The sequence below is a fragment of the Pantoea sp. FN0307 genome (assembly GCF_050113815.1).
In the GTDB taxonomy this organism is placed as follows: Bacteria; Pseudomonadota; Gammaproteobacteria; order Enterobacterales; family Enterobacteriaceae; genus Mixta; species Mixta alhagi.
In genome coordinates this window covers 389,970-406,576 of the sequence record NZ_JBNJSO010000004.1, presented here as the reverse complement: position 1 = coordinate 406,576, position 16,607 = coordinate 389,970, and the positions used below count along the sequence as shown (strand labels likewise).

The window sequence follows — 16,607 nt, the reverse complement described above, 5'->3', positions numbered from 1 at the left end:
ATGAATAGCCTGATTACCGCGCTGGATAAAATGCAGGAAGTGCTTGGTTCGCTGAGCACAATAATGAAGGAAGAAAACGAGCAGCTCTCTGCCGGCCTCATTAACAGCAGCCTGCTACAGCGTATTACCGAGGATAAAAGTTCACTGCTGACCACGCTGAACTATCTTGACGGTATCCGGCGGGAATCAGAAAAGCAGTACCGTATTCAGGCGCCCTATCGCGCTCAGCCGGAGCTGGCTCGTCGCTGGCAGGCGATTGAGCAGCGCACCCGTCAGCTACGCGACAACAATACCCATAACGGGATGCTGTTAAATAAGCAGATGGACTATAACGATAAGGCACTGGCACTGCTAAAACCGCATCAGACTCAGGCCTTTTACGGTCCGGATGGTCAGGCGACGTCAGGCGGCTTTAACTCGCGGCGGGTTTAAGGCCACCGCACTTAACCCGCCGGATTTGCTGCCGGCGGGTTTAAGGCCACCCTACTTAACCCACCGGATTTGCTGCCGGCGGGTTTCGTCTGTCTGTTATCAGGCTACCGAGCGGCGTGCGAAGTCTTTCGGTCGGAATCCTAACAGGCCCAGCACCACAAAATAAGCGCCGCCGCCCACAGCGCAGATCGCTGCCAGACGGGCTAGCCGATACGGCATACCGCCCATATCCCAGGCAGGCATCACCATCATCATGCCAGTCAGCACACCCGCCATCACCACTACCGCCAGAATCAGACGCAGTAAAAATCCTGTCCAGCCCGGCTGCGGCTGAAAAATTTGCTGCTTACGCAGTTGCCAGTAAAGCAGCGCACCGTTCAGACAGGCTCCCAGCCCAATCGAGAGCGCCAGCCCGGCATGTTTCAGCGGCCCGATAAAGGCCAGGTTCATCAACTGCGTCATAATCAGCGTCACGATAGCGATTTTGACTGGCGTCTTAATGTCCTGACGGGAGTAAAAACCGGGTGCCAGTACCTTAACCACGATCAGCCCCATCAGTCCGACCGAATAGGCGATCAGCGCCCGCTGCGTCATGGCGGCGTCAAAAGCGGAAAACTTCCCATACTGAAACAGCGCCACGGTGAGCGGGCCAGACAGAATCCCCAGCGCTACCGCGCTCGGCAGTGCCAGCAGAAAACAGAGACGCAGCCCCCAGTCCATCAGACGCGAATATTCCGCCTGATTGCCGCTGGCGAAGCTGCGCGACAGCGACGGCAGTAAAATCGTGCCTAACGCCACGCCCAGTACGCCAGAAGGAAACTCCATCAGACGGTCGGCATAGTACATCCAGGAGACAGAGCCAGAGACCAGAAAGGAGGCAAAAATTGTATTGATAATCAGCGAGATCTGGCTAACGGAAACCCCGAGAATAGCCGGGCCCATTTGGCGCAGCACGCGCCAGACGCCCGCATCTTTGAAGTTCAGACGCGGCAGTACCAGCATGCCAATTTTCTTCAGGTGCGGCAGCTGATAGCCAAGCTGAAGCACGCCGCCGACCACCACCGCCCAGGCCAGCGCCAGCACCGGCGGGTTAAAATGGGGCGCGCCAAACAGCGCGAAGCCGATCATACTGATATTTAACAGCGTGGGCGCAAAGGCCGGTACCGAAAAACGGTTCCAGGTATTCAGAATCGCCCCCACCAGCGAAGCGAGCGAAATCAGGAAAATATAGGGAAAAGTGATGCGCAGCAGGCTACTGGTCAGCGCAAACTTATCGGCAGTATCGGCAAAGCCTGGCGCGGTGATCATAATCACCCAGGGGGCGGCAAGCATGCCCAGAAAGGTGATTAACGCCAGCGCCAGCGTTAACAGGCCTGAGATATATGCGACGAAAACACGCGTCGCCTCTTCCCCCTGCTTGCTTTTATATTCCGCCAGGATCGGCACAAAAGCCTGAGAAAACGCGCCTTCGGCAAAAATACGGCGCAGCAAGTTGGGAAGTTTAAAGGCGACGAAAAAGGCATCGGTAGCCATCCCGGCGCCGAATACTCTTGCCACGATCGCATCACGGGCAAAGCCCAGCACGCGGGAAAACAGCGTCATTGAGCTGACCGCTGCCAGGGATTTCAACAAATTCATGGTTAACTGCGCATCCTGAATATTCAATCCGGTTAACAGACAATAGCGGACCGACAGCGGTCGATCCGGCGGTTAGTCTACCGATACGCAGCGAAATAACCACAAAGGATTGTTACTGCAGGTTATTCCCGCTCAAGGTCACGCCAGATTTTTTCCACGATACGCTGGGCTTTCAGCGCCTGCTCGCCGCTGGTTTCCGGCATTGTCTGATTTTGCACGCAGGCAATAAAGTGGCGGGCCGCGCCATCGAAACCGCGTTGAACCTGAGTGGTTTGCCAGGCGGGAACCGCTTCTGTTAGCGTTTGACCATTGTGCTCATATCGCCATTCGCGCATCTCATCCAGCTGCCAGACGCCGCCATCAGCAATTGCCGAGACCGATTCGCGCTGCGTCCCGGCACGCCGGTGCATACTGGTGGTGATCTGCGCATTGCCCACGCTAAAATGATGCTCGCCGTAGAGCATCTCTCCCGCCTCGGTGGTCTGAATATAGCCGTGACGCAAGGTGACTTTCCCTTCCACCAGCCACAGTGCGGTATCCACCACGTGCAGATAATCATCCAGCAGCGTAAAACGCAGATCGTGCGGCCCGACGCTGTCGCTGCGATGTTTCTCCATGCGGATGGAGGCGGGCTGCTGTAAGGCCGCTTTAAGCTGCTGATAGCGCGGGGCAAAACGTCGGTTAAAGCCTACCATCAGCTTGCGCCCGCGTTTATGCGCCAGCTCCACCAGCGCCTCAGCCTCGCTCAGGGTTTCCGCCAGCGGTTTATCCACGCAAACATCCACGCCCTGCTCCAGCAGCGTTCGCACCACCTGATAATGACTGGCGGTGCTGCTGTGAACAAATACCGCATCACAGTCGGCGGCCAGCGCGTCAAGCTGTGAATAGCAGCGCATCCGCCAGCTGTCGCAAATTAGCTGCGCTTTCTGTTGGTTAGGCGAAAAACCGCCCATCAGCGTCCAGCTGTCGGCATGCGCCAGCACCGGCAGCCAGGCTTTTTGCGCAATACCGCCTAATCCCACCACTCCAATCTTTACTGTCATCACAGACTCCCGCGCCGCGGTCTCTGGCGGTGCATAAAGTGAAAAATCGACGCTTAGCCACGCCGCTCCGGCGTCCACTCCTGACTGGTGAGCGCGGTCAGCACATGATCTTGCCAGCGGCCATTAATAAGCAGGTAATCTTTCGCATAGCCTTCTTTCTCAAACCCGAGCCGCGCCAGCAGGTTGCCGCTGCGCTGGTTGTGCGGCATGTAGTTCGCCATAATACGATGCATCCGCTGCTGTCGCTGCATATAGCGAATCGCCGTCTGCAGCGCTTCGAACATCATGCCCTGTCCCTGCCATTTTTCACCAAGCGAATAACCGAGATAGCAGGCGTGAAACGAGCCGCGCAACACGTTGCTAAAGTTAGCCACGCCGCGCACTTCCTTCTCTTCAGGATCCATCACGATAAAATAGAAGGCGCTGCCCTGCTTATGCATATCGGTAATCAACCCAAGACGCGCCTGCCAGCCAGAAGGATAGCAGTGGCTCTCATCACGGACCGGCTCCCAGGGTTTAAGGAAAGCACGGTTTTCCGTGTAATAATCAGCCAGTCGCCATGCATCGCGTTCATGAACAAGGCGGACCACCAACCGAGCGGTGGTCAGACGCACTTTCGGTGCGGCGGAACGGTAGCCAAACATCTCTTCTCCTGAAAGCCATGGCTGATAAACAAAATTTATTGATGCCTGTCGCGCTAAAAATCAACGCAGCCCGATTATTAACAGCGACGCCGCTGCCCGGCCCCGATTAGCGCCGGTAAAACTGCGTGGCGATAATGCCGCGGCAGGCATCATTACTCCGCTGAAATTACAGCACATTTTGCCAAAGATCGATAAAAAAATATCATTCTGCACTTGCTGTTAAATTAAACAGTTAACGCGCAAAATAATATCCCTAAAAAGTAATTATATTTAGCATCGCTAAGGAAACAGCATGGCTGGAGTTGCGCGCGCCCGACGTCTTGGTCGGGTTTTTCTGTTGGTAGATAACATGCTGGTGGTGCTGGGATTCTTTGTGGTGTTCCCGTTGATCTCAATCCGCTTCGTTGATCAGCTGGGCTGGGCGGCGATGATCGTCGGGATCGCGCTGGGTTTGCGCCAGCTGGTGCAGCAGGGACTGGGCGTATTTGGCGGCGCGATTGCCGATCGCTTCGGTGCCAAGCCGATGATTATCAGCGGCATGTTGCTGCGTGCGGCTGGTTTTGCTGCAATGGCGGTGGCACACGAGCCGTGGGTATTGTGGTTTTCCTGTCTGCTTTCCGGCATTGGCGGCACGCTGTTCGATCCGCCGCGTACCGCGCTGGTGGTGAAGCTGATTCGTCCCGAGGCGCGTGGCCGTTTCTTTTCGCTGTTGATGATGCAGGACAGCGCTGGCGCAGTGCTGGGCGCGCTGATTGGCAGCTGGCTGCTGGCGTGGGATTTCCGCCTGGTTTGCTGGGTGGGCGCGCTGGTTTTTGTACTGGCCGCGCTGTTTAACGCGCTGCTGCTGCCAGCCTGGCGTATTTCTACCGTGCCTACCCCGCTGCGCGAAGGACTGGGACGGGTGCTGAAAGATCGCCGTTTTTGCACCTATGTGCTGACCTTAACCGGCTATTACATTCTGGCGGTTCAGGTCATGCTGATGCTGCCGATTATGGTAAACCAGATTGCCGGAACCGCCAGTGCGGTCAAATGGATGTATGCCATTGAGGCTGCGCTGTCGCTGTCGCTGCTTTATCCGATTGCCCGCTGGAGCGAAAAGCGCTTTCGTCTGGAGCACCGTTTAATGGCAGGCCTGTTGCTGATGACGCTGAGCCTGCTGCCGATTGGCCTGACCGATTCCTTACAGCAGCTGTTTATTTTGATCTGCCTGTTCTATATCGGGGCAATTATTGCCGAGCCGGCGCGTGAAACCCTGAGCGCGGAGCTGGCCAGTTCACGGGCGCGCGGCAGCTATCTTGGCTTTAGTCGCCTGGGTCTGGCGCTGGGCGGCGCGCTGGGTTATACCGGCGGCGGCTGGATGTTTGATACCGGACGCGAGCTGGATTTACCGGAGCTGCCGTGGCTGATGCTGGGCTGCACCGGCGCAATTACCCTGCTGGCGCTGTGGTGGCAATTTCAGCCGCGCGCCGCAGCGCCCGCCATATTGCGTGGCGGCTAACATGCCGCTGCGGTTTGCCCTTCCCGGGGATCTCTTCCATACTTTTTAAGCATATTCAAATAATTGCTGACGGCAGCCTGCTGTTGGCAATATGAGTAAGGAGAGATGCGGTGAAACTCTATATTTACGATCATTGTCCGTTTTGCGTTAAAGCACGCATGATTTTTGGTCTGAAAAATCTGCCGGTAGAACTGGTGATAATGCTTAACGATGATGAGGAGACACCAACCCGTTTGATTGGTCAGAAAATGGCGCCGATTCTGCAAAAAGAGGATGGCAGCTGCATGCCGGAGAGCCTTGATATTGTGCGCTATGTCGATCAGCTGGATGGCGAACCGCTACTGACCGGTAAAACCAATCCCGCTATTAACGACTGGCTGCGCAACGTGGGCAGCTATGTGAATAAGCTGCTACTGCCGCGCGTTGCTGAAGGCGCGTTTGCCGAGTTCGCCACGCCGCAGGCACGCAGCTATTTCAAAAATAAAAAGGAAGCCAATATTGGCGACTTTGCTGAATTAAAACAGCATGCAAACGGGCTGATCAAGAAGATCTCTAACGATATGCGCGATCTCGATAAGCTGATCGTGAAGCCGAACGCCGTTAACGGCGAACTGAGCCTGGATGATATTAATCTGTTTCCTCTGCTGCGTTCGCTGACGCTAATAGCGGGTATTAACTGGCCCAGCCGGGTTGCGGAGTATCGCGATAATATGGCCAAGCAGACGCAGGTCAATTTGTTGAGTTCGGTTGCGGGTTAATTTTTTAAGGGCGGCGTTTCGCCGCCTGCTGCCCTTCTTCCCGCGTTTTACCTTTCTTTTCCTGTTTTCCTGGTGACTCACGAGGGTGATTGCGGCAAGCTTAGCCTCCTGAAAAGGAGACTTTCTCCGCATTACTTTCGAGGATTGTCATGAACAAGGCGTTTTTGGCGCTCTGCGCCCTTGTGCTGGCCGGTCTGTTGACCGCCTGTAATCAGCTTACCCAGTACACAATTTCCGAGCAGGAGATCAATCAGGCTCTGCAGAAACATAATAATTATCAGAAAGACATTGGCGTGTCCGGACTGGTTAACGCCCATATCGTGCTGAATAACCTCAGCAGCCAGATTGGCCGCGAGGAAGCCGGTAAGGTGACGCTTTCCGGCAATGCGAAAGTGAATATCACTTCGCTGCTGGGGCCGCAGCAGGCGGATATGCAGCTGAAGATGAAGGCTCAGCCATTCTTTGATAAACAGAAAGGCGCGATTTTTCTGAAGGATCTGGAGATCGTGGAGGCCAACGTGCAGCCGGAAAAAATGCAGCCGATCCTGCATACCCTCACCCCCTATCTTAACCAGTCGCTGAAAAGCTATTTCGATCGCGAACCGGCTTATCTTCTGAGCGAAAATCGCAGCAAAGCGGAAGCGATGGCAAAAAAACTGGCGAAAGGAATTGAGGTAAAACCGGGTGAGCTGGTGATCCCTTTTATCGACTGACCACGGCCGCCCGCGCTGTTTTTTGCGGCGCGGGCTATTTACCTTTAATCGCTTTGCGATTCCAGGCTATCCGGGCGTGATGGGCTGCATTCCTGCCGCAAGACAGCGGACGCGCTGGCGCTATTTGCACCACTTCTCCTGTTTCTCCAGACTTTTTTCGCGCGGCCGACATAAAGCAAGTGCAATCGGTTGCCTTTATCCTTATGCTTGATACCCGGCTAAAAACTGCCTTGATTTCCCACCGCCGGAGCCTAATTCATGACTGCACAACCTCAGCAACTGATCATTCGCCGCCCTGACGACTGGCATATCCATCTGCGTGACGATGAGATGCTGCGCGCCGTATTGCCTTTTACCAGCGCCGTGTGCGGCCGTGCCATTGTGATGCCTAATCTGGTGCCGCCCGTCACCAGCGTGGAGGCGGCAAGCGCCTATCGCGCACGTATTCTGGCCGCGTTGCCGGAAGGACATGCTTTCCAGCCGTTAATGACCTGCTACCTTACCGATTCGCTTCAGCCTGATGAGGTGGAAAAAGGCTTTAAGGCTGGCGTATTTACCGCAGCCAAGCTTTATCCCGCTCACGCCACCACCAACTCCAGTCATGGCGTAACCAGTATTGACGCTATCGCCACGGTGCTGGAGCGTATGCAACGCATCGGCATGCCGCTGCTTATTCATGGCGAAGTGACCGATGCGCATATCGATATTTTCGATCGCGAGGCGCGCTTTATCGAAACGGTTATGGAGCCGCTGCGTCAGCGCTACCCTGAACTGAAAGTGGTGTTTGAACATATCACCACCAAAGAAGCCGCACAGTATGTCGAGGCGGGCAATGACCTGCTGGCTGCGACAATCACGCCACAGCATTTGATGTTTAACCGTAACCATATGCTGGTGGGCGGCGTGCGCCCGCATCTCTATTGCCTGCCGATCCTGAAGCGCAATGTCCATCAGGAGGCGCTGCGCAAGGTCATCGCCAGCGGTAATCGTCGCTTCTTCCTCGGCACCGATACCGCACCGCATTTACGTCATCGCAAAGAGGCCAGCTGTGGCTGCGCCGGGGTGTTTAATGCGCCGACCGCGCTGCCCGCTTACGCTACGGTTTTTGAAGAGATGGATGCGCTACAGCATTTTGAAGCCTTCTGTTCGGAAAACGGCCCGAACTTTTACGGTCTGCCGCTGAATGAAGGAACGATTCGCCTGGTGCGTGAACCCTGGACTGTCGACGAAAGCATTGCGGCGGCGGGCGATACGCTGGTGCCTTTCCTCGCCGGTGAAACCCTGAACTGGCGCATTGCCTGATGATCCCCTGCGGCTGATGTTTCGCCATCAGCCGCTTCTGTGATTCCCTGCATTTTTTCATCGACGTCCTGCTCGCTTTTCGTTGCTTTGCTACCGTGTTGACTGTATAAATAGCCAGTACTCACAGCGGAGGCAGATATGCGTGTTGAAGTAACCATAGCGAAAACCACTCAGCTCCCTGCCGGCGCTATCGATGCGCTGACGCAGGAACTGTCAAAACGAATCGATAAAGAATTTCCGGAAATGACCAACCATATTTCGGTGCGCTACGCCAGCGCCAATAACCTGACCGTGATGGGCAGTGGTAAAGATGCCAAAGATCGTGTGACCGAGATCCTGCAGGAAACCTGGGAGAGCGCCGACGACTGGTTTATCACTGACTAACTTTCTTTTTGTGCCGTTGTTTGCCGGATATCGCCATCCGGCTTTTTTTTATCTTTACCACCTCGCCGCCCTTCCAACGCGGTTATAGACTGTTGTAAGCCGATGACATATTCTGGCGTCCGTCATGACTTACAGGAGGTGTTAACCATGACCGCTGATAAACCTGAAGAGGCGATGACCTTTGGTGAACTGCTGGCGTTAATTGGTGAACAGCAGCGTCGTCTTACCGTGTTGGAAAACGCATTTTCCTATCTTGCCTTTTGTCTGGACGATAAATCTAATCAGTTATTGATTCATAGCCTGCGGCTGGAAGCGCAAAACCAAAATCATGATGAGGGAATGCAGCAGCATTTTGCTCGTCTTGCGGCTGAGCTGGAAAAACGTCACGCCCCGGTTAAAATTCAACCCGACACCACTCTTTGATTTTTATAAACTCCTGCATTATGCAGGAGTTCTTTTCCTGCTAAGAATAATCAGAATTCTGTTCAAATATTATTCGCCGTAGATTAATTACGCTATTCGAGCATTTTTCGTGCCGCTTAAATCTGTAACACTGTTATAATCACTCTGCTCTGTGAAAAAAAGCCGCATTGAAACCTCAAATAATCACTTCGTTCTACGAGTAATAAGGGGGTTATAATGGACAGTAATAAAGAGATTATTCAGACACATCCCCTCGTTGGATGGGATATCAGTACCGTGGACTCGTATGATGCGATGATGATTCGTCTGCATTCGCTTTCATCTAATGAGCAACAGCCTGATGAAGCCGACGTAGGGCCGACTTACTGGCTGACTACGGACGTTGCCAGACAGTTTATCTCCATTCTGGAAGCAGGTATCGCTAAAATAGAAGCCAGCGAAATCCTTGCCCGAGACTACAAAAAGCATTAACCAGTAACGTTGGTTAACCAGGCACCCTGCGGGGTGCCTTTTTATTATCTGCACGCTTTTGCTATGCTGCTAAGCCTTCGCAGCATCAGGAGAAGTTGGCTAATGGTTTATGATCTTATCGTTATTGGCAGTGGTTCCGTCGGGGCCGCTGCAGGCTGGTACGCGACGCGTGCCGGGCTCAAGGTGCTGATGATTGACAGCGCGCACCCGCCCCATCAGGAAGGCAGCCACCACGGCGCGACGCGTCTGATTCGTCACGCCTATGGCGAGGGCGCTCGCTATGTTCCACTGGTTTTGCGCGCTCAGCAATTGTGGGATGAGCTGGAGCAGCAGAGCGGTGAACGGATTATGCACCGCAGCGGCATCATTAACCTTTCTCCTGCCGGCTCGCCGTTTATTAACAACGTGATAGAAAGCGCACGCCAGTTTCAGCTGGAGATTGAAGTATTATCGCCAGAGCAGATACGCCAACGCTGGCCAGATATTGCGATACCGGAAGGCTACACAGGCGTTTTTGAACCGCGCTCCGGCTATCTGAAATCAGAGGTGGCGATTCGCAGCTGGATTCGCCTGGCGCGCGAAGCGGGCTGCGCTCAGCTGTTTAACTGTGGGGTATCCGCCCTCGCCCGCGAAGATGAGCTGCAGCGCGTGACCACGGCTGACGGCGACTACTATGGCCGCAAACTGTTACTCAGCGTCGGCACCGCCGTTAAGCAGTTCTGTCCTGATGTACCGGTTACGCCAGTACGCAAAGTGTTTGCCTGGTATCAGGCCGACGGGCGCTACAGCGAAAATAATAAGTTTCCCGGCTTCACCGTGGAAATGGCCGATGGCAGCCAGTATTACGGCTTTCCCGCAGATAATAACGAGCTAAAAATAGGCCGACATGATGGTGGTCAGCCAATGCAGAGCGCACAGGATCGCAAACCTTTTGGCGCTTATGCCAGCGATGGCAACGAGGTTTTTAATTTCCTCCGCCGCTTCTTGCCAGGCGTAGGGGTTTGTTTGCACGGTGCCGCCTGCGCTTATGATAATTCTCCCGACGAAGATTTTATTATCGATACGCTGCCGGAAGATAATAATCGCATGATAATAACCGGGCTCAGCGGCCACGGTTTTAAATTCGCCAGCGTATTAGGTGAAATAGCCAGCGCCTTTGCCAGCAATAAATCATGTGAATTTGATTTATCGCCGTTTTCTTTGTCCCGTTTTAAATAAAACAGTAAAGGCACAATAAAATTGTGCCTTATTATTTCTGCGATAATTATTATCGCTTTGATTGTTTAATATTCCCCGTTCGGCTTTGCCGCTAATTATTGCATCGCCCTGTTCTCTTTTTGGCGACGCAGCTTGAGTTTTTTCACCAGTTTTACCGCTTCCGCTTCTGAACCCACCGCCGGCGCTGAACCATGCAGCGGCTTACGCGCCGTTTCGCGCATAAAGAATACGGTAATCAAGCCGATAACCCCCGCTCCCATCAGGTAATAAGCTGGCATCAGCAGATTCTGGAATTTATCCACCAGCCAGGCGGTCATCAGCGGCGTGGTGCCGCCAAACAGCGATACGGAAATATTAAAACCGATAGCCAACGCACTATAGCGCACATCGGTGGCAAACAGCGCTGGCAGCGCCGAAGGCATGGTGCCGCTAAAGCAGCTATGCAGCACGCCAAGGATCATCAGGCCAATGAAAACAAATACCAGGTTGCCGGTCGCCACCAGCATCAGGCAGGGAATGGAGAATACCAGCAGCCCCACCGCGCCCAGCGCAATCACCGGACGACGTCCCAGGCGATCGTTCCAGTGCCCCCAGAACAGCGTGAGCGGCATCATAACAAACATTACCACCAGCACCAGCATCAGGCCGCTTAGCTCGCTCAGACCCAGCACGCCGGTGAGATAGCTGGGCATATAAGAGGTCAGCATATAGTTGGAGACATTAAACAGCAGTACCAGACCAATACATTTCAGCATCTGTGCCCGATATTTACGCAGCATTTGCCACAGGGTTAGCCGTGGTTTGCTGTGTTCCAGCGCTTCCTGTTTTTCCACATGCTTCTGAAACGCCGGTGTCTCTTCCAGCTTCAGACGAATATAAAGGCCAAACAGTCCCAGCGGTGCAGCAATGAAGAAAGGAATACGCCAGCCCCAGATAAGTAGCTGATCGGCAGAGAGCAGCGCCGTCAGCGCGGTGACCAGCCCCGCGCCCAACAGATACCCGCCCAGCGTGCCGAATTCCAGCCAGCTTCCCATAAAGCCGCGACGTTTGTCGGTTGAGTATTCAGCAATAAAGGTCGCCGCGCCGCCATATTCACCGCCGGTGGAAAAACCTTGCACCAGTCGCGCCAGCAGCAGCAGTAACGGTGCAGCAATACCGATGCTGTTATAGCCGGGGATCAGTCCAATACAAAAGGTTCCGATTGCCATCATGATCATGGTGATGGCCAGGACTTTTTGCCGACCAATACGATCGCCCAGCGGGCCGAAAAAGAGCCCGCCAATGGGACGCACCAGAAAAGCGGCGGCGAAAGCGCCAAAGGTGGCAATCAGCTGTGCGGCCGGACTGCCGCCGGGGAAGAACACTTTACCAATGGTAACAGCCAGATAGCTGTATACGCCAAAGTCAAACCACTCCATGGCGTTGCCGAGCGCGGCTGCGCCCACAGCGCGTTTCAGCATGGCATTATCGACAATGGTAATATCATCGACGGTAAGTTCTTGTTGGCTTTTTTTCTGCCAGAAATGTTTTTTAGATGAGCCTGTAGCGACGTTCATATCGTTTCCTCACGGATTACGCGATGACGGTAGGCAGCACCATAGCTTTCATAGCCAGCAGCGGCTGATGGTAAGGAAAGCTATAACGCAGCATGAATACACTCAAAAGAATGAGAGCTGCATCACGTTTATTGACACAGATTTACTTTATCGATTGTAAAGGCAAAATGCAAATTTGATGAAATATTAAACTACCAGTAGTGCTTAAGTTGGTACGGGATCTCATACTTTCGCCAGATAATAGTTTTTATGACCATAAAAACAGAATGGATATGACCATAAAAACAGAAGGGATTTTCAGCTCAGCGCCGTATAAAAACGGCAAAACCGAGTGACCGACCAGATATTATAAAAAAGTTAATTTTTATCTCCATGCTGCGCACAGGCACCTGCTAAACGCAGTCGCCGCATTGACAAAAACTGACTAAATACCAACAAAAGTCGATATTTGATTCAAATTTATTGAAATTATTATTCTTAACAGACGCCTTTTTTCATGGTTATTACCTGGCTGACCGACAGGCTGGCTTACACATTATTTTACTAACGTTATGCTTGTTTTAGTGCCAGAACGCTTCCCCAATCTCTCGCTGAAAAAATCATTTTGCTAAGGCCACCGCCTTTTCAGGCGATAAAACTGATAATAACCACCTTTAAACAATCAATTAATTTGAAAAAAATTAAAAAGGCAGAGTAGTCAGCGCTTTTTTGTTGATTTTCTGTTTCAGCTTGTACAGTCTCATGTCAAAACATTGAGCAGAGATATGGCAATGGCATGGAAAAATAGCGGCGACGGATATGGTCATTTTAGCTTATTGCTCCACTGGCTGGTGGCACTGGCCGTGTACGGCATGTTCGCGCTGGGTTTGTGGATGGTTTCGCTGGGCTACTACGACACCTGGTATCATAAGGCGCCGGAACTGCATAAAAGCATCGGCATGGTGCTGTTTGCCGTCATGATTTTACGGGTGATCTGGCGCTTTGTTTCTCCGCCCCCTGCTCCGCTCGCCAGCTACTCTCCGCTGGTGCGCTATTCTGCCGTAGCGGTCCACCTGTTGCTCTATTTATTGCTGTTTGCCATTTTTATCAGCGGCTATCTGATATCAACTGCAGAAGGCAAACCCATCGACGTCTTCGGCGTGTTGCCTGTTCCGGCTACCTTTAGCGGCTACGGCGCGCAGGCCGATCTGGCGGGCGATATTCACCTGTGGCTGGCCTGGCTGGTAGTGGTTATATCACTGCTGCACGGACTGGCTGCATTAAAGCATCACTTTATCGATCGCGATATTACCCTGAAACGCATGCTGGGCTACCGCATCACTTCATCTGTTAAAACGGAGAAATAATATGTTGAAAAAAACGCTTTGCGCGCTGACCGCAGCTACGCTGCTGCTGGGTGCTCAGGCTGCCACCGCGGCGGAATATAAAATTGATAAAGAGGGGCAGCACGCCTTTATTCAGTTCCGCATTAAGCACTTAGGCTACAGCTGGCTGTACGGCACCTTTAAGGATTTTGACGGCGGCTTTAACTTTGATGAGAAAAACCCTGCGGCTGATAAAGTAAACGTAACGATTAATACCAGCAGCGTTGATACCAACCATGCTGAACGCGATAAGCATCTGCGCAGCGCCGATTTTCTCAACGTCAGCAAATTCCCGCAGGCAACCTTTGTTTCTACCGGCGTGAAAAAGGATGGCGACGAACTGGATATTACCGGCAATCTGACGCTGAACGGCGTAACCAAACCGATTACGCTGGAAGCGAAACTGCTGGGCCAGGGCGACGATCCCTGGGGCGGCTACCGGGCTGGCTTTGAGGCGGAAGGCAAACTGGCACTGAAGGATTTTAATATCACTAAAGACCTTGGTCCGGCCTCGCAGGAGGTTGAGCTGATCATCTCCGTGGAAGGCGTGCGCCAGAAGTAGGCCATACAGACTCTAACAGGCTAACGCTAAACTCAAGGCGCGGGGGTGTCTCGGCAGAAGAGTAAGCGTCCCGCGGCCTGGGATGGCGCGGGCGCATATTAACCTTTACGATCTCCCCCGAGCATTTTTTTGCAATTTCCCTGATCGAGAGTGTTTTCCCTTCTTCCAGGCAGCGGTTATTTGTTATCGGTCGGTGCCGGGATCGTCAGCGTGGCAGTTAACAGGCCGCGCGATTTATTAAAGATCTTGTTGCTGGTTTCACGTCCGGCGCGACGAGCGCGCTGCTCTTCTGGCGGCAAGGCCGCTTCTTCCATGCACATCGGGCTGCAGCAATGCTGAAACTTCTCGGCGCAGGATGGGCACTGAATAAACAGCAGATGGCAACCATCGTTCACGCAGTTAACGTGCGTATCGCACGGCGCGCCGCACTGATGGCAATGAGCAATCACATCATCTGAAATGCGTTCGCCCATGCGTTCGTCAAAGACAAAGTTTTTGCCTTTGAAACGCACCGGCAGGCCCTGCTCGCGCGCACGGCGCGCATATTCAATAATGCCGCCTTCAACGTGATAAACCTGTTCGAAACCGTTATGCAGCATCCAGGCGCTGGCTTTTTCACAGCGGATCCCGCCGGTGCAGTACATAACAATCTTTTTGTCTTTCTTATCCTGCAGCATCTCTACCGCCATCGGCAGCTGATCGCGGAAAGTATCGGCAGGAATTTCCAGCGCCTTGTCAAAATGCCCCACTTCATATTCATAGTGGTTGCGCATATCGACAAACACCGCATCGGGATCATCCAGCATAGCGTTGACTTCATCCGCTTTCAGATACGCACCCACCTGACTGGCATCGAAACTTTCATCCTCAATGCCGTCAGCGACGATGCGATCGCGCACCTTCAGCCGCAGCACCCAGAACGATTTGCCGTCATCATCCAGCGCGATATTCATGCGCAGATTATTCAGCGCCGGATCAAAGCCGTATAGCGTTTGCTGCATGCGCGCATAGAGGCTGGCCGGCACGCTGACCTGCGCGTTGATCCCTTCATGGGCCACGTAGATACGTCCAAAAACTTTCAGCTCGGTCAGCGCAAGATAAAGCGCATCACGAAACGCTTTGGGATCGGCGATATGAAAATATTTATAAAAAGAGACTGTAGTGCGCGGCTCGGTTTCGGCCAGCATGCGCGCTTTCAGCTCTTTGTTTGAAACAAGGTTATGTAACACTGGCATGGTGTTCTTTCCCGGTAGTGAGCTCTTTTTTGCGGGCGACATCATACCTGATTTAACAGTGAAGCAAAGCTTTGCAGCATTTTTTCCACATTTGACGATCCCTCCTTACCGCACATACTGACAATTAACCGCTCTGCCAATTGAGATAAGCCGTGTTATACCATTAGCGACCTTACTATCACTCAGGTGATAACAGATGGAGAAAAACATGAGTCAGCTTTTTACGCCGCTGCAGTTGGGCAAATTATCGCTCAGCAATCGTATTATCATTGCGCCGATGTGTCAGTATTCGGCAGAACAGGGCAAAGCGACACCCTGGCATCGCATTCATCTGGGACATTTATCCCTCTCCGGCGCCGGACTGCTGATTATCGAAGCCACCGCCATTGAACCCGCCGGGCGCATTACGCCGCAGGATCTCGGCCTGTGGAATGATGAAACGGAGCAGGCGCTGGCGGAAACCATCAATGATGTAAAACGCCATGCAACCATGCCGCTGGGGATCCAGCTGGGCCACGCCGGGCGCAAGGCCTCCTGCGACGTTCCCTGGCGCGGCGGCGGCTTTTTAACGCCGCAGCAGGGCGGCTGGCAAACCTCCGCCCCTTCAGCACTGCCCTACAGCGAAAAAGACGGCACCCCACTGGCGCTGACAAAAGCCCGCATCGACGAGATCAAACAGGCCTTTATCGACAGTGCCATTCGCGCCGATCGGCTGGGCTTTGAGCTGGTAGAAATCCATGCCGCGCATGGTTATCTGCTGCATCAGTTCCTTTCACCTTTATCCAACCAGCGTGACGATGAATATGGTGGTTCACTGGAAAATCGCATGCGCCTGGTGCTGGAAATTTTTGATGAGGTGCGCCGTGTCTTCCCGCGTGATAAGGCGGTTGGTGTGCGTATTTCCGCCTCTGACTGGGTAGAAGGCGGCTGGGATGAAGCGCAATCCATTGCGCTGAGCAAGGCGCTGGAAGCTGCCGGCTGTGACTATATTCATGTTTCCAGCGGCGGTCTGTCGCCCCAGCAGCAGATCAGCGTTGGCCCGAACTATCAGGTGCCTTTCGCCGCAGGAATTAAAGCAGCCCTGACCACCATGCCGGTGATTGCCGTAGGATTGATTACCGAACCGCAGCAGGCGGAAGCGGTGCTGGTCAACGGTGAAGCCGATGCTGTCGCCCTGGCCCGCGCCATGCTTTACGATCCACGCTGGCCGTGGCACGCCGCCGCCGAACTGGGCGAAAAAGTGCAGGCGCCGCCTCAATACTGGCGCTGCGAGCCGCACGAAGTGAAAGGGTTGTTTAATCTTTAAATGCTTTCCGGCAGCGCAGTGAATGCGCTGCCGGACATCCTGGTTTCAGCAATAAGTAAA

Annotated in this window: 17 protein-coding genes; 12 read left to right on the top strand and 5 right to left on the bottom strand. The window is 53.5% G+C overall.

All coding sequences use genetic code 11. The annotated features are described in order from the left end of the window. Positions 1-432, top strand: coding sequence for a flagellar export chaperone FlgN (gene flgN, locus ACQE3Z_RS14565; RefSeq protein WP_085072127.1), 432 nt, complete (start codon positions 1-3; stop codon positions 430-432). A 99-nt stretch (positions 433-531) separates the two neighbouring features. Here flgN and murJ read toward each other — a convergent pair whose 3' ends face one another. The 3 genes from murJ to rimJ all read right to left on the bottom strand — a co-directional run bounded on the left by murJ (position 532) and on the right by rimJ (position 3,757). Next, entirely contained in the window at positions 532-2,070 is a 1,539-nt protein-coding gene (gene murJ / locus ACQE3Z_RS14560) for a murein biosynthesis integral membrane protein MurJ (protein ID WP_426974328.1), read from the bottom strand. Positions 2,071-2,192: 122 nt separating this feature from the next. Then, positions 2,193-3,113, bottom strand: coding sequence for a Gfo/Idh/MocA family protein (locus ACQE3Z_RS14555; RefSeq protein ID WP_426974327.1), 921 nt, complete (start codon positions 3,111-3,113; stop codon positions 2,193-2,195). Positions 3,114-3,166: 53 nt separating this feature from the next. Beyond that, on the bottom strand, positions 3,167-3,757 hold the full coding sequence (gene rimJ / locus ACQE3Z_RS14550; protein WP_426974326.1) for a ribosomal protein S5-alanine N-acetyltransferase: 591 nt from the start codon (positions 3,755-3,757) through the stop codon (positions 3,167-3,169). Positions 3,758-4,049: 292 nt separating this feature from the next. Here rimJ and mdtH point away from each other — a divergent pair, with 292 nt between their 5' ends. The 8 genes from mdtH (at position 4,050) to solA (ending at position 10,524) form a co-directional block, all read left to right on the top strand. Continuing rightward, entirely contained in the window at positions 4,050-5,255 is a 1,206-nt protein-coding gene (mdtH, locus tag ACQE3Z_RS14545) for a multidrug efflux MFS transporter MdtH (protein WP_426974325.1), read from the top strand. Between the two features lie 110 nt (positions 5,256-5,365). Next, positions 5,366-6,013 carry a glutaredoxin 2 gene (grxB, locus tag ACQE3Z_RS14540; protein WP_426974324.1) on the top strand — a complete coding sequence of 216 codons (648 nt, stop codon included), beginning with the start codon at positions 5,366-5,368 and terminating at the stop codon, positions 6,011-6,013. 149 nt (positions 6,014-6,162) lie between these two features. Then, positions 6,163-6,726 (top strand): lipoprotein, encoded by a 564-nt coding sequence (locus ACQE3Z_RS14535; RefSeq protein WP_426974323.1) that lies wholly within the window; start codon positions 6,163-6,165, stop codon positions 6,724-6,726. Between the two features lie 258 nt (positions 6,727-6,984). Then, on the top strand, positions 6,985-8,028 hold the full coding sequence (gene pyrC, locus ACQE3Z_RS14530) for a dihydroorotase (RefSeq protein ID WP_426974322.1): 1,044 nt from the start codon (positions 6,985-6,987) through the stop codon (positions 8,026-8,028). 138 nt (positions 8,029-8,166) lie between these two features. Beyond that, positions 8,167-8,412, top strand: a complete 246-nt coding sequence (dinI, locus tag ACQE3Z_RS14525; protein ID WP_426974321.1) for a DNA damage-inducible protein I — start codon at positions 8,167-8,169, stop codon at positions 8,410-8,412. Positions 8,413-8,559: 147 nt separating this feature from the next. Then, complete coding sequence (locus ACQE3Z_RS14520) at positions 8,560-8,835, top strand: hypothetical protein (protein ID WP_085072136.1); 276 nt, start codon at positions 8,560-8,562, stop codon at positions 8,833-8,835. 216 nt (positions 8,836-9,051) lie between these two features. Next, positions 9,052-9,306 carry a biofilm formation regulator BssS gene (gene bssS / locus ACQE3Z_RS14515; protein ID WP_084970930.1) on the top strand — a complete coding sequence of 85 codons (255 nt, stop codon included), beginning with the start codon at positions 9,052-9,054 and terminating at the stop codon, positions 9,304-9,306. 102 nt (positions 9,307-9,408) lie between these two features. Beyond that, positions 9,409-10,524 (top strand): N-methyl-L-tryptophan oxidase, encoded by a 1,116-nt coding sequence (gene solA, locus ACQE3Z_RS14510; protein ID WP_426974319.1) that lies wholly within the window; start codon positions 9,409-9,411, stop codon positions 10,522-10,524. Between the two features lie 95 nt (positions 10,525-10,619). On the opposite strand, the gene proP is transcribed toward solA, so the two are convergent. After that, positions 10,620-12,080: a glycine betaine/L-proline transporter ProP gene (proP, locus tag ACQE3Z_RS14505; RefSeq protein ID WP_426974318.1), complete on the bottom strand. Its 1,461-nt coding sequence runs from the start codon at positions 12,078-12,080 to the stop codon at positions 10,620-10,622. A 770-nt stretch (positions 12,081-12,850) separates the two neighbouring features. On the opposite strand from proP, the gene ACQE3Z_RS14500 reads away from it, so the two are divergent. After that, positions 12,851-13,426, top strand: a complete 576-nt coding sequence (locus ACQE3Z_RS14500; protein ID WP_426974317.1) for a cytochrome b — start codon at positions 12,851-12,853, stop codon at positions 13,424-13,426. Positions 13,427-13,430: 4 nt separating this feature from the next. Then, complete coding sequence (locus ACQE3Z_RS14495) at positions 13,431-14,006, top strand: YceI family protein (protein WP_426974382.1); 576 nt, start codon at positions 13,431-13,433, stop codon at positions 14,004-14,006. A gap of 176 nt (positions 14,007-14,182) precedes the next feature. Here the strand turns inward: ACQE3Z_RS14495 and ACQE3Z_RS14490 are convergent, their stop codons facing one another. Next, a complete protein-coding gene (locus tag ACQE3Z_RS14490; RefSeq protein WP_426974316.1) occupies positions 14,183-15,241 on the bottom strand; it encodes a rhodanese-related sulfurtransferase in 1,059 nt (352 codons plus the stop codon). A 208-nt stretch (positions 15,242-15,449) separates the two neighbouring features. On the opposite strand from ACQE3Z_RS14490, the gene ACQE3Z_RS14485 reads away from it, so the two are divergent. Further along, entirely contained in the window at positions 15,450-16,547 is a 1,098-nt protein-coding gene (locus tag ACQE3Z_RS14485; protein ID WP_426974315.1) for an NADH:flavin oxidoreductase/NADH oxidase, read from the top strand. The last annotated feature ends 60 nt before the right edge of the window (positions 16,548-16,607 follow it).